Origin of the sequence: Alloprevotella rava, from assembly GCF_014195585.1 — a bacterium.
Classification (GTDB): Bacteria; Bacteroidota; Bacteroidia; order Bacteroidales; family Bacteroidaceae; genus Alloprevotella; species Alloprevotella rava.
This window is the reverse complement of record NZ_JACICA010000003.1, coordinates 278,881-299,187: the sequence shown is the minus strand read 5'-3', so window position 1 is coordinate 299,187 and position 20,307 is coordinate 278,881. Positions and strand designations below refer to the sequence as shown.

At 43.1% G+C, this 20,307-nt stretch carries 13 protein-coding genes and 1 tRNA gene; 6 read left to right on the top strand and 8 right to left on the bottom strand.

The window, feature by feature from the left end; all coding sequences use genetic code 11:
• Positions 1–23 precede the first annotated feature (23 nt).
• From FHS60_RS04680 to FHS60_RS04665, 4 genes are all read right to left on the bottom strand, one after another.
• Positions 24–896, bottom strand: a complete 873-nt coding sequence (locus FHS60_RS04680) for a zinc ribbon domain-containing protein (RefSeq protein ID WP_183695696.1) — start codon at positions 894–896, stop codon at positions 24–26.
• Between the two features lie 30 nt (positions 897–926).
• On the bottom strand, positions 927–1,700 hold the full coding sequence (locus FHS60_RS04675; RefSeq protein ID WP_183695693.1) for a Nif3-like dinuclear metal center hexameric protein: 774 nt from the start codon (positions 1,698–1,700) through the stop codon (positions 927–929).
• Positions 1,701–2,564: 864 nt separating this feature from the next.
• The gene (locus tag FHS60_RS04670) at positions 2,565–3,464 is read right to left on the bottom strand and encodes a LysR family transcriptional regulator (RefSeq protein ID WP_183695690.1); all 900 of its coding nucleotides are present in this window, start codon (positions 3,462–3,464) and stop codon (positions 2,565–2,567) included.
• 333 nt (positions 3,465–3,797) lie between these two features.
• Positions 3,798–4,874, bottom strand: a complete 1,077-nt coding sequence (locus FHS60_RS04665; protein ID WP_183695687.1) for a TlpA disulfide reductase family protein — start codon at positions 4,872–4,874, stop codon at positions 3,798–3,800.
• Between the two features lie 694 nt (positions 4,875–5,568).
• Between FHS60_RS04665 and FHS60_RS04660 the strand changes: the two genes are divergently transcribed.
• The 6 genes from FHS60_RS04660 (at position 5,569) to FHS60_RS04635 (ending at position 10,813) form a co-directional block, all read left to right on the top strand.
• Positions 5,569–6,324 (top strand): polyprenol monophosphomannose synthase, encoded by a 756-nt coding sequence (locus FHS60_RS04660; RefSeq protein WP_183695684.1) that lies wholly within the window; start codon positions 5,569–5,571, stop codon positions 6,322–6,324.
• A gap of 91 nt (positions 6,325–6,415) precedes the next feature.
• Positions 6,416–7,756, top strand: a complete 1,341-nt coding sequence (locus FHS60_RS04655; protein WP_183695681.1) for a dihydroorotase — start codon at positions 6,416–6,418, stop codon at positions 7,754–7,756.
• Positions 7,753–8,673, top strand: coding sequence for a vitamin B12 dependent-methionine synthase activation domain-containing protein (locus FHS60_RS04650; RefSeq protein ID WP_183695678.1), 921 nt, complete (start codon positions 7,753–7,755; stop codon positions 8,671–8,673). The genes FHS60_RS04655 and FHS60_RS04650 overlap by 4 nt, the downstream gene beginning before the upstream one ends.
• Positions 8,670–9,842 (top strand): metallophosphoesterase, encoded by a 1,173-nt coding sequence (locus FHS60_RS04645; protein WP_183695675.1) that lies wholly within the window; start codon positions 8,670–8,672, stop codon positions 9,840–9,842. The genes FHS60_RS04650 and FHS60_RS04645 overlap by 4 nt, the downstream gene beginning before the upstream one ends.
• Before the next feature lie 19 nt (positions 9,843–9,861).
• A complete protein-coding gene (locus tag FHS60_RS04640; RefSeq protein WP_183695755.1) occupies positions 9,862–10,620 on the top strand; it encodes a 1-acyl-sn-glycerol-3-phosphate acyltransferase in 759 nt (252 codons plus the stop codon).
• Positions 10,621–10,739: 119 nt separating this feature from the next.
• A tRNA-His gene (locus tag FHS60_RS04635) sits at positions 10,740–10,813 on the top strand.
• A gap of 576 nt (positions 10,814–11,389) precedes the next feature.
• On the opposite strand, the gene FHS60_RS04630 is transcribed toward FHS60_RS04635, so the two are convergent.
• From FHS60_RS04630 to fic, 4 genes are all read right to left on the bottom strand, one after another.
• Positions 11,390–12,001 (bottom strand): DUF7255 family protein, encoded by a 612-nt coding sequence (locus tag FHS60_RS04630; RefSeq protein ID WP_183695673.1) that lies wholly within the window; start codon positions 11,999–12,001, stop codon positions 11,390–11,392.
• Positions 12,002–12,172: 171 nt separating this feature from the next.
• Complete coding sequence (locus tag FHS60_RS04625) at positions 12,173–13,771, bottom strand: DUF4209 domain-containing protein (RefSeq protein WP_183695671.1); 1,599 nt, start codon at positions 13,769–13,771, stop codon at positions 12,173–12,175.
• 197 nt (positions 13,772–13,968) lie between these two features.
• The gene (locus FHS60_RS04620) at positions 13,969–19,359 is read right to left on the bottom strand and encodes a DEAD/DEAH box helicase (protein WP_183695668.1); all 5,391 of its coding nucleotides are present in this window, start codon (positions 19,357–19,359) and stop codon (positions 13,969–13,971) included.
• A gap of 51 nt (positions 19,360–19,410) precedes the next feature.
• A complete protein-coding gene (gene fic, locus FHS60_RS04615; protein WP_183695664.1) occupies positions 19,411–20,304 on the bottom strand; it encodes a protein adenylyltransferase Fic in 894 nt (297 codons plus the stop codon).
• Between the last annotated feature and the right edge of the window lie 3 nt (positions 20,305–20,307).

The following is a 20,307-nucleotide window of genomic DNA, read 5'->3' as shown; positions in this document are numbered from 1 at the left end:
ACAAGAGGACCATAAAAAAAGTATTAAGCTTCAGCCTCGGGCACAGCAGCTTCTTCAGCAGCCTTGCGAGTGGTGCGACGAGCAGAAGTTGCAGAAGACGCTGCACGACGGCGCTTCGGCTTCTCTTCAACAGGTTTTTCAATCTTCACACCTGCCAACTCTGGATCTACGAGGATACGTCCGCAGTATTCACAAACGATGACTTTCTTGTGCATACGAATGTCGAGCTGGCGCTGGGGCGGAATCTTATTGAAGCAACCACCACAAGCATCGCGCTGTACGTAAACAATACCTAAACCATTGCGGCTATTCTTGCGAATACGCTTGAAAGCTCCCAAGAGGCGCGGCTCAATAAGAAGTTCGAGAGATTTTGACTTTTCACGGAGTTTTTCTTCCTCGGCTTTGGTTTCTGTCACGATGTCTTCAAGCTCCGTGCGCTTTGCCGTCAGGTCTTCCGTACGCTCGTTGATGATTGTAGTGCTGGCTTCAATAGAAGCACGGCGTTCCTCAATGGTCTTCTTTGCTTCGTTGATTTTCTTTTCCTGCAACTGCACTTCAAGCTCTTGGAACTCGATTTCTTTGTTGAGCATATCGAACTCGCGATTGTTCTTCACTGCGTCAAGCTGTTGCTTATAGCGAGCAATAGCCTCTTGAGCAGTCTTGATTTTCTCGTGCTTTGCAGCAATGTCGGCCGTCAAAGTTTCAACATCTTCTTCCTGCTTGTTGATACGTGTTTTCAGACCCTCAACTTCGTCTTCAAGATCTTGCACTTCCAAGGGAAGTTCGCCACGCAGTGTCTTGATTTTATCAATCTCCGACAGCGTTGTTTGCAACTGATACAGATTCTTCAGCTTCTGCTCCACGGGCAGTTCAGCGGGATCAATTTTCTTCGCCATAATTGTATATTTATATTTAATGTATTCCTATTATATATATTGTATCGGATTGGTCGCGTTGGTCGTTTCCAGCAGTTCGAGCGTCGGAAATTCCTGCTGGAGCAAGCGATGAAGCAATTCAACCGTGAATTGTTCGCTCTGATAATGGCCCATAATGCCTATCCAGAGTTGCGCATCATGACCGAAATACTGATGATAGTGCATCTCACCTGTCAAGAAAACATCTGCTCCACGCGCTATTGCAGCATCCAGAAGGAAATCTCCAGCGCCGCCACACAACGCAATGCGTTTAACCATGCGCTCGGGGCCTCGATTTGTTTGTAAACAGTCGATGCCAAACGTTTTCTTTACGCGAAGCAGAAAATCCTTTGGAGCTTCAGCCGTAGGAAGTTCTGCAATCACTCCGCTCCCTCCTTCGCTCGTAGGTAGCAAGAAAGAAACGTTTTGCAACCCTAGCTTTTCGGCTATCATCCAGTTGACACCGCCCGCAGCGTTGTCGAGATTGGTGTGAGCAGAATAGATAGCGATATCGTGCTTTATGGCCAAGCGCACGCAACGCTGAACCATATCGCTATCCGACACGCATTTCACGCCACGAAATAAGAGCGGATGATGGCTCACTATGAGTTGGCAGCCTTTTTCGGCAGCTTCCATGATAACGTCTTCAGTGACGTCTAGACACAATAAGACCCTTGACACTTCCACCTCTGTTAATCCAATCTGCAAGCCAGCATTATCGTAGCTTTCTTGCAGCGGCAGGGGCGCGAACTTTTCAAGGGCCTCAGCTACTTGCTTTATTTTCATATTCTGCGTGCAAAATTACAACTTTCTTTTTATTCCTACACCTTTTCTGCTATCAAGAATCATTTTCTACGCCTGAAAGTCATAGAGTCGTACCGAAAACTCACTCTTCTCACCTTACTTCCTGTTCCTGCCTCTCAAAAAGGTGAAAACTTCACACTATTTCTTCTATAATCCCACTAAGTCAGTTTTTTATTTCATTCATTTTGCAATCTCCAGATTACGTTTTAAACATACACTTTTCCATCAAAATAAAGCCTTCTTCTAACTTATCATACATTTTCGTTATATCCATTTTACAATCTGCGTAATAAAAGTATAAAAATAAGCAAAAAGACACTTCCTTCTTGCATACTTCAAAGGAAGTTCATACCTTTGCATCGTCAAACAAGAAAGGAAGTGACACAGGACTATAGAGGTGCGACCTTTCGAGTTGACTGCACACAAATAAAGATGGTGTTAGTAATTGATTAGGTATTAAAAATGTGTGTATGTTTCATAGGTTTTACCTTGAGTAAAAGGTTTGTAGTTTAGGTAACAAGTTAGATGTAGACTCGAAATGAGTCGTGATTGAAGATCCTGTGTGCTTCAATTCACTAAGAAGAAGGGCGGAAGCCCTTTTTTTTATAGCTAAACTGCAAAGAGAAGGTTTAAAATTTTCAATAAAAACAGGAAATTCGAGCAGAGAAGAAAAAAAGAGGAAATCATTTCTACTATTCACTAAAAAATTCTTTTGACACACTTACATCTCACCCCTATAAAAACCAGAACAGGTGCCTTCTCACGAAGACCCCTGTTAGGCGAAAAGTGACAAAGTCACCTTTACAATGTAGTTATCCTAAAAAACTTTTACCAAGAAATAAACTTTCAAATTTCATTAACCATCTCGTGGAGACTGTTGTGCTCTGTTAGCAGCCGTACAAGTTCTTTTGCAGAGGACTTCATATAGCTGCCGCGCAACCAATGAACACAGCCTTCCATTACGTTACCTGGAACATCAATCGGAATTGATACCAGCGACTGGTCACCACGTATGGTTTCTTCTGAGAGTACTGTAACAAACTGCGTATCTCTTACCAGCTGCAAAATAGCAGGGACAGTGTTCAAAACGGCTCGTACATGGTACTTTATGTCCGTTTTACTCAGAAGTACCTCAAATAAATCTCGTGCTTGCATTCCGTGTGTTACTAACACCATATCGAATGGCACTAAATCTTTCAAGGAGACCGTCTTTTTATTCGCTAATGGATGATAGCGGTTGACGATGGCCGAGAGCTTACGCTTAAAAAGCGTTTTAGTCTCTAGGTTTGGATACACTCGTTCTGGCTTAAAAGCCAAAGCCAAATCAATTTGGCGGTTACACAAGCGTTCCATCAGGTGATCCGTCTTTTTGTAGTGAATGTCGAGTTTTACTCCCGGATACAGTTTCATAAACTTTGCGAGCACTGTGGCTAGCATTGATCCAAAACTGTATGACACTCCCACACGGAGCATACCTGCTTTGAGGTTTTGTATGTCGGAGATGTGATCAATGCAAACTTCTGCATCTTGCACTGTCTTCGCCGCATAAGGCAACATCTCTATACCGATTTCTGTCAGTTCTACACCTCGGCTCGTTCTGTCAAAGAGTTGCACTCCCAACTCATTTTCCAACTGGCGGATCTGTTGGGAAAGGGTGCTCTGCGTTATACAGAGATCCTTAGCTGCCTCTGAAACATTGAGACGTTCTGCCACCTTTATGAAATACCGTAATTGGCGTAATTCCATCTTCTTTTAGTCCTCATACACATCAAAATAGCGAAACGATGCTCCGTGAATGGAGCGATGACGCATTTCTGTGCGGAAAAAGCGGAGGGCATTGCAGATCACAAATACCGTTACTATAACGGCGACTGAGATACCAACAATAGCATTTGCCATAACGTTACCTTCTGTTTTCGATTGCAAAAGTACGCTATATTGCAAGCCCCGCAAATGTTTCTATAATCTTTTTATCTATACCTACTATCGTTAAAACCGATAGCTAAATAAAGAAAGCGCGGACATCACAAGTCATTTGGCTTAATTCCTTGCAAAGTCCGCACTTCTTTATATTTGAATTTACTCGTAAATTTCTTTCAACTTTGCAGCGAGTTCTTCTCCGTGAAGATTAGCTGCCACGATTTTACCATCAGGTCCTATCAGCAACGTAGCTGGTATGGAGTTGACGCCATACGTGCGCCCTGCAATCGTATCCCAGTACTTCAAATCGGAGAGATGATGCCAATTCAGCCCTTTGCGCTTAATAGCCCCCACCCAATTCTTATGTTCGCGGTCGAAGCTCAAGCCAACAATGTCGAAACCTTTTGAATGATACTTATCATAGAGTGCCTTCACTTGAGGCATTTCACGCATACAAGGTCCACACCAACTTGCCCAGAAATCAATCAACACATAGTTGCCTTTACCTACATACTCGGAAAGCTTATGCTGAACACCTGCCGTATCGGCCAATTCAATATCGGTAAACATCACGCCTGGTTGCTGACGTTTCCAACCTTCAACACTCGCGCGCAAACGCTTGAGCATCCCCACGTTCATAAAAGAGGCGTTAGAATCGGCATATCGAATGATATCGGCCTTATCCATGCTGTTAAAGTAAGAGCTGATGAAGTAAGCGGGGAATATGGACTGCATATTTGCATCACATATCTTTTTCACATTAGCAACTAGTCCCTCTATCGCCGCCTCATACGCGCTCTCCAAACGTTGCTGTAGTGATTCGGGCATTTCTTTTCCTTCCTCTTGATATTTTCGCACTTCGCTCATCACGCTCTGCATAGCGGCAGAGTTAGACTCAAGTTGCTGAAGCGCGGCAGAGAGTTTTTCGTTTTCGCTCGTACCTGCAAGAACCTTTTTCACAAGATCCACTTTCACATCTCCGTCCAAAACTACGGGAACAGAATACTCTCCATCCTTAGCAAAAAGCATCGCAAAGAGTTTTCCCTGCGCATCGCCTGAAAAGCTAAAGCGGCCATCCTTGACCACCACGCTGTCGGGGGTTTGATCATTCTTCGACTCGAAGTTGTAGAGATACACCTTTTTGAGCTCCTTGGGAACTTGTCCCGTAATAGAATACTTCTGTGCAAAGGTCGGCATGGCTAAAAGCGCAAGTGCCAACGCTGCTATTTTTTTCATATTGATTAGTTTGAATATTACTTTTTGCAAAGGTAATGTTTTTTGGAACATACCAATAGCTTTTACTTTTTTTTATGCAGAGTGCTCTTAAATGGAATTCCGATAAAGCTAATGATGCTGAACGCCTATGCTCTAATAACTGCACACCAGAAAAAAGCGGATACATTTCGCTGAATCTAAATCAGCTCCTTTCACCCCAAACACTTTCCCTGTAGTCATAGTTATATATAAGGACAATTATAAAAATTTATTTAAGCAACTTCTAACTATAACTATCTGCGTTTTTTGAAGATAATTTCCGCAATGATAAGAAACAAGGATTTTCGTCTGATCACAGCAAACGCCCTCAGCCTCATCCCTCTTCAAACACAATAGAAAGGCCTCAAAGCAGAACCATAAGCATCTGTTTTACAGGGTAATAAAGAAGAGCAAAAATACAATAAGGCTGTCAGCTGACATCCTTATTGCGTCAGCTGGCTTCCTTATTGTATCAGCTGACACAATAAGGATATTTTTAGGCCGCTTTAAGAGCTTCTAAAGCCATCCTAAAAAGGGCGTTTCTCTCCCCCTTTTTCCAACGCACAGCCTTATTGTGCCATAACAGAAGAGGAACTAAAAAACTTCGCTTTCGTTTGGGAAAATCGGCAATAATTCTCTAACTTCGCCACAGATATAATAAAACACCATTTCAACTATGGACAGAAGCGACAGCATTGTAATCATACCAACATACAATGAGAAAGAAAACATTGAAAAGATAATCCGAGCCGTCCTTGGCCTCGGTCCACACGCGTTCAACATCCTCGTTATCGACGATGGCTCCCCCGACGGCACCGCCGCCATTGTGAAACGCCTCATGGAAGACGAGTTCAAGGAGCGCCTCTTTATCATAGAGCGCAGCGGCAAACTCGGACTGGGTACGGCCTATATTGCAGGGTTCAAATGGGCTATCGAACAGAAGTACGACTATATCTTTGAGATGGATGCCGACTTCAGCCACGACCCGAAAGACCTGCCGCGACTCTACGAAGCTTGTGCAACGGACGGTGCAGATGTAGCCATCGGTTCGCGCTATGTGAGTGGTGTCAATGTTGTCAACTGGCCGATGGGGCGCGTGCTCATGAGCTACTACGCTTCTAAATATGTACGCACCATCTTGGGCGTGAAGCTCCACGACACAACCGCGGGATTCAAATGTTACCGCCGTCAGGTGCTCGAAACCATAGATCTCGACGCCATCCGCTTCAAGGGCTACGCTTTCCAAATCGAGATGAAATTCACGGCTTATAAGTTGGGTTTCAAAATCAAAGAAGTACCTGTTATTTTCGTCAATCGCTGCGAAGGCACGAGCAAGATGAGTGGCGGCATCTTTGGCGAAGCACTCTTCGGCGTTATGCGCCTGCGTTGGGCAGCAATGACCGGACAAATCAAGCCGAGAAAAAATAAGTAGAAAGCCCCACCAATGGGGCGTTTTGTGGTTTTTGTCATTGCTACAGTTGCAATACGCAATCATCACACTCTTTTCATTTCACAACAGAACTATGCGCAAAAGGATTCAAATAAAGAATGCTATTATTGTTAACGAGGGCCGACAGTTTGTCGGTTCTCTTTTGATAGATAACAACCAGATAGGCCAAATTTTGGAGGGAAAAGACGCCATCCCAGATGAGCCGCCCATGGAAGTGGTGGATGCTGAGGGCTGCTACCTGCTTCCAGGCGTCATTGACGAGCATGTCCACTTCCGTGATCCTGGTCTGACGGAAAAAGCCGACTTCGAAACGGAGAGCTACGCTGCCGCAGCGGGAGGTGTAACCACTGTTTTTGATATGCCTAATACGCTGCCTACCACTACAACTCTCGAAGCTTTCAGCGAAAAATACGACATGGCAGCTACAAAGAGTCATGTCAATTTCGGACTTTATTTTGGTGCTACGCTCAACAATTACGAACTATTGCCACAACTCAAGTGGCGCAGCATTGCTGGCGTGAAACTCTTCATGGGAGCTTCCACGGGAAATATGCTCGTCGACAACAAAAAGGTTCTCCGCTACATTTTTGAGAATGTTCCCACGCTCCTGATGGTCCACTGCGAGGACACGCCCACCATCTCTGCTAACATGACGGCCTACAAAGAGAAATATGGAGCTGATCCTGATATGCGCTATCACGGACTGATCCGTTCTGCCGAGGCGTGCTACAAATCAACGGCTGAAGCAGTGGCTCTGGCGCGAGAATACGGAACACGACTCCACGTGGCTCACATATCCACCGCACGCGAACTGGAGCTATTCAGCCCTACCGATCCGCAAATCACGGCGGAAGTATGCGTTCCACATCTGCTCTTTTGCGATGAAGACTACATCCGATTGGGCAGCCGCATCAAGTGTAACCCATCCATCAAAACACGCGCCGACCGCGATGCCCTGCGCCGTGCGCTCAACGATGGCACTATCTCAACCATCGCTACCGACCATGCGCCTCACCACCTGAGGGATAAAGTGGGCGGAGCAGCACGTGCCACATCGGGAATGCCCATGATACAATTTTCCTTACCAGCCATGCTCAGACTCACCAATGAGGGTGTGCTCAGCATCGAGCGCCTTGTGGAACTCATGTGCCATAATCCAGCCAAGATTTATCAGGTGGAAAATCGCGGTTTCTTGCGCGAAGGCTACAAGGCCGACCTCGTATTGGTGCGTCCCAATAGCCCGTGGACACTTACCCCGAATCAGATTCGCAGCAAGTGCAATTGGAGTCCGTTGGAAGGCCATACCTTCCGTTGGCGTATTGAGAAAACATATTGCAACGGAGACCTTATATATAATAAAGGACACCTCGTGGACGAAAACCTCCACGGATTGCCTGTTAGCTTCTCCCGATGACTAAAGAACTGAAATACTACGCTCATACGCTGGCCGAAGTTATCAACTGGCCGTTCTTCTTCAACGCGTGGAATCTCCAACCTCGCTTTGCGGGCGTGACGGCCGTTCACAACTGCCCAGCTTGCCGACAAGAATGGATCAATAGTTTCCCTGAAGAGGACAGAGCAGCAGCCAAAGAAGCCTCAAAACTATTTGATGACGCCTCACGCATGATCAACCGCCTCGACCGCACGCACAAAGGTTTTGCCCGCTTCGGGCTCTATCCGGCTTGGTCAGAGGAAGAGGATATTATCGTGGAGGATTTTCGAGGGCGATGGAGCATTCCCTTCCTTAGGCAGCAGCACGTTCAGCACGCTGGAGATCCTCACTTGTGCTTGTCCGACTTCATTCGCCCTCGCGAACTCTATATCAAGGACGATATAGCTTCAGTCATGGGCATCTTCTGCGTCTCTTTTCATCGCTCCGATGGTCAAGTGGAGTCGTTTGCTGACGATTATGAGCGCATGCTCTACCAAACAGTCTGCGACCGACTGGCCGAAGCCACGGCCGAGCTGATGCACCGCGATGTGCGCCGCATCTATTGGGGTTACGCTCCCGATGAGCATCTCACACACGAACAAATATGGAATGAAGAATACCAAGGCATACGCCCTGCTGTGGGTTATCCGCAAATACCTGATCAATCCATTATCTTCTTGCTCGACGAGGTTCTAAACTTTGGACGCATCGGTATCCAACTCACGGAGACGGGCATGATGCTGCCGCACGCCTCGGCATGCGGACTGCTCTTCGGCCACCCTAGCACATACTATTTTGGGATTGGACGCATTGGCGAAGATCAGTTCCAAGACTATGCGCGCCGCCGCAATCTCCCTATTCCACAACTACGCAAATTCTTATCACGCAATCTCGAATGATAGCTCGTATTCTTATATTGCTCATTGCCCTACTGACTCTTCCGTCTTGGGGTATAGACCGCCTCGTTTTTCGCAACAAATGGCCGCGCTGGGTACGCTTGCTCTTTGCGCTTCCCCATCTGCTCTTGCTCTTGGCTCTAACATTCATGGCCATCAATGAGAGCTACACCATGACAGCTGATGCCGTGAAAGGTTTTCTGCTTTCCGCCACTCTCTGCCTTGTTGTGCCCGAAACGCTCACCGCCTTATTGTTGCTCATCGGGCGCATAGGGAAGAAGCAGAAGCTCTTTCGACGTAGCATGACCGTTAGCGCGTACCTTGTCGGAGCATTCAGTTTCATACTTATGCTCTATAGTTTCACACTGGGGTATAAGCGCATACAAACGAAACAATTTACGTTTACTCATTCTTCTATTCCGCCACAATTCAAAGGCTACCGCATCGCGCTCATCTCCGACCTCCATCTCGGCACTCTCCGCCACCATCAAGATGTGGTGCAGCAAATCGTCGACAGCATCAATGTGCAACAACCAGATCTTATTATCTTTGTAGGTGACCTGGTGAACTATCACGTTCAAGAGATTGAACCTTTCCGAAACATTCTCAGCCAACTCAAGGCGCGAGATGGCGTGGTGAGCGTCATGGGCAATCACGACTATTTGACTTATTTCCGTTGGAACAACACTGCCGAACGCCTTGCTGCTGTTCGTCAGCTCCAGCAAGAGGAACGCAATATGGGCTGGAAGCTCCTGCTCAACGAAAATCTCATCCTTCATCGCGGCAACGATTCTATTGCAGTCATAGGATTAGAGAATCACGGAAACCGACCAAACTTTCCACGCCGCGCAAAACTACAGCAGGCACGCAAAAACCTTTCGCCCAACTGCTTCCAACTCCTTTTACAACACGACCCCAGCTATTGGGAAGCACAGATTCTACCAAACACCGACATTCCGCTCATGCTTTCTGGTCACACCCACGCCATGCAGCTCCAGATTGGCAAATGGTCACCCGCAGCGTGGTTCTATCCGCAATGGAGCGGTCTTTACCAACAAGGCAATCAAGCTCTCCTTGTCAATCCTGGCGTAGGTGAAGTTCTCCTTCCCTTCCGCTTTGGTGCGTGGCCCGAAATAGACATTATCACCTTAGACTCTCCATTAGCACATTAGCACATTTCCTAATTAGCACATTCCCCAAATGTATCGCATTTACCAACTCCTCATCGTTCTGCCCCTCGGCATTCTTGCCACAATTCTAACCGCACTCGCCACTAGCATTGGATGCATGGTAGGCAATGCTCACTTCTGGGGCTACTATCCTGCAATGCTTTGGGGGCGCTTCATCTGCCGCCTCCTGCTGCTCCCCGTCCGCGTCACTGGTCGCGAACACCTACAAAGCGGTCAGAGCTATGTTTTTGTGGCCAACCACCAAGGCCCGTTCGACATCTTCCTCGTCTATGGTTTCTTGAACCGCAACTTCAAATGGATGATGAAAAAGGCACTCCGCCAACTTCCTCTCATTGGCTACGCCTGCCAGAAAGCCCACCACATCTTCGTTGACAAATCAGGACCGAGTAAAATCAAGGAGACCTACGACCACGCCCGCCAAACGCTACAAGGCGGCACTTCGCTCGTTGTCTTCCCCGAAGGAGCGCGCACTTTCACGGGACACATGGGCATTTTCCGCAAAGGAGCATTCCAACTAGCTGACGAGCTCCAATTACCCGTTGTCCCCATCACTATCAATGGTTCGTTTGACGTGCTCCGCCGCCAGGATGGCTTCAACTTTGTGAAACGCCATCTGCTAGAACTCATCATCCATGCCCCTATCTATCCTTCTGGACAAGGCACACAAGACATCCGCACTATCATGGAGGAAGCTTATCAAACCATCATGAACGACCTTCCTCCCCAATATCAAGGTTATGTTCGCAATGATGATCAATAAAAATGTTTACAGTTAAGAAAAAGAACAAAAGCAAAAAAGTTCACAGAAGTCTTGCACATTCCAAAACTTTGTAATACTTTTGCACTCGCATTCCAAAAGGATTGCACACCAATAACATGGTGCCCATAGTTCAGTTGGTTAGAGCGTCAGATTGTGGTTCTGAATGTCGTGGGTTCGAATCCCACTGGGCACCCAAAGAAAATAAGCGGAAATCTCTTATAAATAAAGGGTTTCCGCTTTTTCTTTATCAAAACTTCTAATAAGAAACTTCTGAATCGTTTCTGAAATATTTCCGAGAAGAAACTACACGCGCAACAGCAAAAAGCACAAATATCCTTATTGCTTTCAGAAATACAATAAGCCTATCAACTGATATCCTTATTCTATCAGCTGACGCCCTTATTAAAATTGGATCATATCAATAAGCAAACCATACATTATGCACCTGTCTCCTCCTTCTCCCCCATCTTATTTTTCTGTTGTCACATCGTCACGTTGTCACACTTACCTGCTAACATCTTGAATATGTTAGTATTACGAGCGTGACAACAGTGTGACAACAAATTAAGAATAAAATTTTGTTGTCACACCATCTAAGTATTTAATAATCAAAAAGTTTTACCTTTTCTGTGACAACGTGACAACAAAATCTCGCTTTTTATAAGGAGAGAGTTATGCAGAGACGTCGTTGTCTACCTTTTGTAGTGCTACAGAATTTATAGAATGGTGATAGAAGTAGATAAACCATATTAATGTAGCAAGTGAATTCCTACATCCACTCTTCAACCGTAGTCCTTACCAAATCTAAAATCATGGCTTTATCTTTAGACTCTATAATTTCTTGTACTTTCTTACCCTTAAATGTTTGATAAACGGACAAACGAATAACAGGAATTCCCTTTATAAGTCCAGTAACATCCCTTAGGAAATCATAAAAGGCACGCTGCCTCCATCTGGAACTACCAGTTCCATTTAAGCATCCATTATCATTACTTTTTATAAACAACTTCTCTGACGAATCGTTTTTCCAATATTTTCCATGCTTACAGCAACAAGATTCGTATTGTGTACAGAACTGCTTATATGAATCCAGAGGGAAACCCTTTATTTCCTGATAAATATTAGAGTTTAAGGTTTGTAATCTATATCTATTGAAATGATTCTCTTCATCCAATTCCAGAATAAACTCAGGAGTTGGAATATCCCACGAACCAAACCTAAATGGAGGTTTTTCAAGAGTTCCTCCTAATTCTTTGTACATACTCTTTACCTCTTCATAAAGATCAGGTGAAAGTAATAACTGACTCTCAGTAAGTTTCGGGTGCTTCTTCTCCCCATACTCTTGCACTACCACCTGCTTTAAGATATCTTCTTTTCTCATTGTTTACATTAAATTAGATTAAACAAAAGAGGAGAATATCAGAATCCCTTCTTTTGTTGTAATATACTTGTTTATGCTTTTACTTCACTTCCTCAAATATATCCTACACTGATTATCAATGAATTACATTCTTATGGTACAAAAATGTCTCCTCAATTTGAGTAGTATTGATTAGAAAACATCTTGGATGTTATCGCCTTGTTGATTATGAACATAATTAAATATCCCCTTTGCTAATCTGAGAATAGAAACAAAAACTAATAGTGCTTTTGTTGCTGTATATTCCTGTGGAAGTAAAAGTCCATGTGCTACATCATTACGAATATTATAGCCAGCCTTTGTATATGTTTGGCTAAACAAAAGAAGATCTTCTTTGGTAAAGATTGATTTTAATGCTTTTGTTTTCAATAATACCTCTAATGTGACAAATTCAGTATTTCCATCTTTGACTTTTACGATTGGTTCTCCTAAATCATTTACTATTAACCGCATTATACCTTCAAACTGCGTCGATAAAAAACTTATGCAGAACCTCCAGTCTGTTTTCTCGCCTGTTACAAATTTTTGATGTTGGATTAAAAACTCGTGAAGACCATCTTCAACCATATCAAATGGCGTAGTTTGGATGCGTTCTTCATTGTGTCCTTTATGAATAACAAAACTGTTAAATCCTATACGGCATAAGTCTTCTTTGAGCGTATCAAAAGAGAATGTATTATTTTTCATCGTTATTGCTAATACTTGTGTGAAAATATAAAAAGCATATTGACGATATTGGAAGTCAAAGAGTTGATGTAATATTATCTCTTCATGCGTACATTGCCTTTTATTATTATATGAGTCAGACTTAACTGCGTGTGTTAATTGAGTATAAATAAATTCTTTTATTTGATTTTGTACTGCTTGATTGAGACGATCAGCACTTAAGCAAAACCAATCAATACCTAAACCACACAGTGCAAGAAAAATATGAAAGTGCTCTCCCTTTGAAAGGGATGCTATTATTTCTTGCATTGCCGCAATCCGTTTTTCATATTCCTCTTTTGTAATTGAATGTGAAAATTTTATATATCTCAATTCACTTTTACTTGCTTCATATTGTAATGTTGCATTTTTCCTTTTCTCCTCATTTTTAGCTTCTTTATATAACCCAATAGCATTAACTAATTTAGAGTTATTATAATGCGGTATTATTATATTTCCATCATCGTATGGAAGTAAATGTGACATCAAGTAATCTCCTTTCAACTCGCAAACTTTCTTTCTTAAAATTCTATTGGATATATGTTTGGAAAAATTCAAAGCAAAGTCTAACAGTCTCTCCTGTATTGTGGAATCTGTCTCACTTTCATAATCTTTCAAGCATAATTTCGTTAAACACTCTTGGTCAAAATCTTTTTTGATGTTGAAAGCAGACTTCTTGTCCTTGTTATATGTTTCAACGAAGTTGTTAAGAATAGCAAGTATACAAAAATGGAAGCAGGGTTTAGTCTTGTTTATTGCTTCATTTACAATATTAACAAGCGTATTCGCTTTGTTATATTGCTTGCATAATGGATATAGAAATTCAAATAATTCTCCAAACTCAAAACCATTATCTTTATCTCCTACAAGATAGAGCTCTCGCATTATTTTTTCAGAATATGAAATAGCATCGAACAAATATTCTTTATCTTTAGACAAATGAAAGATACTGAATGAATAGACACACAGAAGATGAATATTTTTGGTTACTTGTAATCTCTGTGTACAGTATTCGGCAAGTTTCAACTTATTGTCTGTTGATAGAAAAGAAAGGGTATGGCCTTTATAAGAATATAAAAGACAACGCTCCTTATTGAGTGAAACTAAAACACTATTATTTTTTACCTGAAGCGAGTCGAAATATCTATCTACATCTATCGAAATACGATACTCCGTCTCCAATTTACGATATAATTCTTCAGACGATATTACCATTAATCTCCCTACTTATGTTTTCTTCTCACATTCGTTACCTTTCCCAAATGATATTCTGCTTGCCAGACAACCAATCCTTTTCCCTTTTGTCGCGATACGCTGAAGGTTACATGGGTTATCTCTGCCATGCAACTGTCGCCAAAAGGACCCACCGAGAGACGGATGCGTTTGTAAGGGCGCGCTACAAACGGGAAGTGTCCGTCGTTGTATTCATCGGGATGATAGGTGCGCCCCTCAACAGTATGCTTCGGGTCGCAGAGTGGTGTTCCGTGCACGTCGGTGGCAAGATATTTGTTGGCTGTGTAGGCATTGGATATCTCGCGATATTCCGTTTTCTTTGTTCCAGCCACAATCTGATTAAAGAACACTTGCTTGATGCTCAACTTCAGCGTGTCGCTACCTTTGTAAGTGTTAGGGTCTTCTTCCTCCGCGGGTAGCATATCGTGGCCTTTCTCCGTAATCGTAACGTTACTGCCATCGAAGTGTAGTCGTGGCAATCGCTCCACAATGTCAGCTGTTTGCAGGCTTACATTCATCACCGATAACAACAGATTGAAAATATAGCGCGACTCTTCATGCTCTTTGCTCCAAAGGTTGGGGTCGTTCTTGATAAGGCTTTTCTTGTCGATGGTCACAGCATACCGCTCCATTATCCATTCCACCGCACTCTTGCCATTCACCACATACTCGTAAACGCGTGCGGGAATATCGTCAATGCGCAGGTATTCGTTGTAGATAATGGTACCCTGTTCGCCTTTCTTGGGAAAGTGCATCTTGCTTACGGCATAATGTTCGTATTCGTCATCTCCAGCATAGGTGTCGCTGATGGTTACATCGCATGGCTCAACACTTTCGTAATTTAAATGTAGCTCTGCCAACGTCTTGCCCGCATAGTAGAAGTTCATCCACTCCGTTTCGTCCGTAATAATAGGAATGCGAGGTAGCGATTTCTTTAAATCCGATGCAAAGGTTTCACGATAGTCGGGCGAATGCAGCAAACCATAAACATAATAGAATATCATTTCTTTGGTGATTTTCTTATTGCCCACACGATTCCTTACTTCTTTCAACATCCAATCACTGATGCCGTCGTGGCGGATATAGTCACAACTTCCTTTTGTAAACAAACCTTGTTGCTTGTTTTCTTCGTACCAATAGAGAGGGAAGCATTGACCATTAAACATTAGTTGCAAGTCTGGTATTTTATCCGTTATCAACGCCGAGAAACCTTTACTACTGCCAATGCCTGATAAGCAGATGACTAAATTCTTACTTTCAGGAGTTGGGAAGAGTTTTTTGCTCAGTCCGGGGCGTTCAATAAAATTATCATTATAATATAAGTATTGTTTACAGAAAGGGCGGTAAAGACTACTCCTATAATCAGTTTGAGCAGATAATGCAAGCCCTTTGTCTAAATATCTTTTTAGGTTTACGGTCCAACTAATCTTTTGTGGATTAGTGTCAATAAAGTCTTCTATGGATAGATTAGGATTTGTGGTCAAAGCATTCTGGTAGTCTTCGCATTGAGCATTATAAAACTTTATCATTCTTTGCATATTTTGACCGATTGTCTCTTTAGAGAAACTATATACCCAATTATCCCTATTGGAAGCTAAACCGATAGCATACGTCATGAACGCACTCTGCGTTTTCGCATCAAACTTCTTTTCAGGTGCCAACGGTATAAGTTCTGAAAAGCCTTCGTTGCGTTGGTTAATCCAATCGCCGTGTTCGTTAGGCTGAAGTATTGTCCAATTAAGTTTCGGTGAACTAATACTCTTAAAATTATGCACTATCTTTAATTTCTCCTCGCGCGATAGGTAGTCGCCGATGTCGTGATAGTATATTGTAGCACGATTGTCAGCTGTCTGATGAGGTTTCTTGACCAACAATGTAATGGCTATAGGAGTGCGAGAACCCGAACCAAATATTTTTCCTCCTTCTTTTCTTGACAATTCTCCACTGGTTCGTTGGTTTCCCCGCAGATTGAATACATAGATAGCAGAGAACTCGCGCTCTAAACATTTGCGGAAACCATCGTTGGCATTACCGTCTATCCATGCGCCATTGCTGATGAATGCCACTACGCCTCCTTCTTCTTTATTCATGGAAAGACGGTCGGACGCCCATCTAAAGGCTTTAATATAAAGATCGTAAGTAGATTTGTTCAATCCTGCAGCAGACGCTTTTACATAAGTATCAGTAATGCGCTTGTCAAGCATTTCGTAGCTTTGGTTCTGTGCATTATCGTTGGCAGACTTCTGACCGATAGAATAAGGCGGATTGCCTATAATAACACGTATAGGCGCTTTGAGTTGTTGCTCTACATTGGCGCTATTCCCCGCAAACCACGATTTATCAAAAACAGGATCTCGATGTTCTGTGGTTTGGAAGGTATCGGTAAGGCATATATTATTGTAGGGTAAATATTCCGCACGTTGCGTTAGCTCATGGAACACGCTCTCTATATTAACATCGGCAATATAATAAGCCAATAGTACAATCTCATTGCAATGAATTTCGTGCAGATACTTACGCTCAATGTCGGCAGGCAGGATAAGTCCGCTTTGCAGTAGGCGCGTAATGAAAGTTCCTGTACCAGTGAAGGGGTCTAGTATATGCACATTCTCATCGGTTAGTGAGCAATTAAACTCTTTATTCAGAATATCGTTCACCGAGTGTACAATAAAATCGACACATTCTATCGGTGTATAGACAATGCCTAACTTGTCTACCGTTTTAGGGAAAGCCCCCTTAAAGAACTTCTCGTACAGCGTTTTGATGATGGCTTGTTTTCCTTCCAAATTATCAATCGTGCCCACATATTTGCTTACGTTGCTGTAGAAATCCTCAAGCACAGAAGTATCTTTGCTTACTTCTTCGCTTTCTAAGATTTCCAGCATGCGTTGCATGCTTTGGCTTACCGTGTTGTTGGTTGCAAAATGATATTCTTTAAACAAAGCTTCAAACACAGGACGGGTAATCATATGCTGCGCCAACATTTCGATGGTCTGTTCTGCCGTAATCGAAGGATTGAGATTTTGTTGCAACACATGTAGAAAGGTGTCAAACTCTTCTTTGTGTACACCGGTATGAACAAGTTGCCCGATACGATAAATAAACTTCTTGGCAATATCACCTACTTTAGCAGCCCAGTTCTCCCAATACAGTCGGTCGCCAACCTTTTCTACCATTTTGGCATATATGCCATCTTGCAATTCGCCAAATCGAAGTTCGAGTTGGGTGGCCACGTCTTCATTGGAAAGTTGTGCAAGGTCTTTCTCATTGTCATCATGCGTAGGTCGTGCGTCACCTCCAAGCATCTGGAACGAACCCCTTGGCACTCCGGCCACAACAATCTTTGAAGGACGTTCTTTATTCAAACTGATTTTGTTGACCGTAGCATTAAACTGTTCATCGTGCGCACGGAGGGCATTGAGAATATCCCAAACTACCTTAAATCTATCGTTGTTGTCAAGAATAAGATTAGGTTCGGTGTTGGGCGGGACCACTACCGGAATGATAATGTATCCGTATTTCTTTGGTTTTTGAGTTTTAGGGTCTTTAAAACTACGCATCACTCGTCCAACGCTCTGCACTACATCTACTTGGCTATCACGAGCCGACGCGAAGATTACAGCATCAAGTGCCGGCACGTCTACACCTTCAGACAAACAGCGTACATTGCTTAATATACGGCACTGACCATCGGCAATGCTCTCATCCTTCAACCAGTCTATGGCTTCAGCCCTTATCTCGGCACTCATTCCGCCGTCGATATGGCGTGCTTCCACATTTACCACTTGATTACGTTCGCTTTCCTCGACATCGTTTTCTTTATAGTATTTGGCCAATTCGGGGAACTGCTTGGCAAAGTCGGTTGATGCGATGCCACTGGAACGCTTTGAGCGATTGATAGTAGAACAAAATACCACAGCACGTTTCATCATTCCGGGGTCTTCCGCCGCCGTAATCCCTTTGTCTCCTTTGATGCGTTTAGAAAGCGCATTGACACAGCCCACCAGTTTAGAAGCATCATCCAACGTAAGTTCATCGTTGCCTTTGATCTTCGTTTTCATGTCCTCTGACAAATCTTCTTCACTCAACGTCAGCACCAGCACCTTATAATCGGTAAGCAACTTAAGATCAACCGCTTCACCAAACCCGATACGATAAAACTCCTTTCCAAAGAAATCCTCATTATCCATACTCCATAGAAGCATGTCTTTTTCCTTGGCCGTTTCTTTGATGTTAGCATTGTAATAACGTGGCGTTGCCGTCATATACATACGCTTCCGCCCTTGAATAAAGTTATTATCGTGAATCTTTGTGAAATTGCTTTCCTCCTTATACTTGCTCTTTGCACCGGTGGTTCGATGTGCCTCATCGCATACGATCATGTCGAATACACCAAAAGTTCCGTTGGTCTCTTCGAGTATCTGCCGTTGTGCTTCAGCTACCACGTCAATGCTTTGATAAGTGGAAAACACCACAATCAACGCATCACTCTTTCTATATTGCAACAAATGCTTTACAGTAGTAGGAATATTGGTGGTAGCCGGATATGGCATATCTACAATACTGACATCGATGTCTTCATTGAGTTTAGAAGCTTTTGAATCCGAACAAATACATATCGGTTTGATGACGGCAGAAGTGTCGGTCATCCAATTATTTAATCCTTGTCCTAATAAGGCGATGCTCGGCACAAGAAATAAAACAAGTCCTTTTTTGTTGGTCTCCTGTTCAACGATTTTCAGTGAGGTATAAGTCTTACCCGTGCCACATGCCATAATGAGTTTGCCACGATCATGCTCCATGAAATGATTCTGAGCACATTCCATCGCTTTTATTTGATGGGCGCGAGGACTTTTCCCTGGTAATACAGCATTCTGTCCCTGTTGGCCACTATTGAGCTTTTCCCAATCAACCGCAGCGTTTCGCAATTCAAACTGATTGATACGAGTAAAAGGAATGAGCTGATTTTGGATTTTCTGCTCTGCATGAGGATTCCATTTCGATGTCGTTGAAACCCAAATCATTTCGGAAAAAGAAATCTTTTCTTTCGTGTCAGGATGCGTAAATGTGCGTGTTGCTTGTGAAATAAAAGAATCAACTTTAGGCATATCAATAACAGCATCTTCACGATAGCATTTGCATTGGATTGCCCAAAACTCTTTTTGATCAGTCTCTGCAACAAGGTCAATACCCAAATCGTGTGTCCCGAACTCGGCTTTAGCAGGAAATTCATTCCAAAGCCACACTCTTTTTACGGTATTGCTATAACGTGGGTCAGAAAGAAGCCAACGCTGTATCAACTGTTCAAACTTATGCCCTTTTTCTAACTCCGTTGCAGAATATTCACGGAATAAATTTAGTATCTCGTCAAATGTTTTCATTTGTCTTGTTTTCTATGAATACTTATTTACTTTTATTATTTTCAAATGCTATCAATCATTCTGCTCATAATAGTATGAATAATCAATACCTTTCATAAACATTTCTCTGTCATTAATCTGGGATGTGAGAGCTGATTTTACTAAAGACTTGATGTGTGTACTATCAGAAATACTCTCACGCATTGCCGACAGATAATCGTTCTTATCTATCTGACTCCAATCTACACACCGCTTGAGAGAACGCTTAAACATCAGATCAAGCCAAATGCGAGTGCTGCGACCATTACCCTCCATAAAAGGATGGGCTACGTTCATCTCCACGTATTTGTCCATTATCTCATCAAAAGTCGTTTCGGGCATTCGTTCTATTGTTTGCAGAGTTTCGGGGAAGTGCATACAATTAGCAAAGGTAAAACCTCCTTTTGAAATATTCTTCGTACGGATTTGTCCTGCAAAGTCATACAGTCCTCCAAAGAGATAAGCGTGTATTTGTTGTAAACATTTGATTGTACCTGGGTCTACAGTCTTTAAGATACCACTTTCAAAAAGCTGATAAGCCTTTTTCTTGCTCTGTCCGTCAATAGTATTATCACTATAGAGGAACCAGTCAAGAAAGTTCATAGCCTTGGTATTGTTGATATGCTTTGCCAAAAGGGTTACACCCTCTGCATCAAACGTATCTGTCTTATAAGACTTCCCGTCAGAGGCTTTTAGTTTCAGTTGGTTAGTAGCACTAACCAACTGACTATTTTCTTTTCTTAGTTTGGTTTTGAGGTACTTCCAATAGTTCCTCGTCTTTTGGTAATCATCTTGCTCGTTAATCGCAGCAATGATGTCCAGTACAGAGAACCACCACTTACTGTGTTCGTCGTCCCATACTGTTCTTACTTCACGGTCGTTGAAGAAGCGGATTGATTTTCTATGTTGCTCTTTATGCTCTTCCATGAT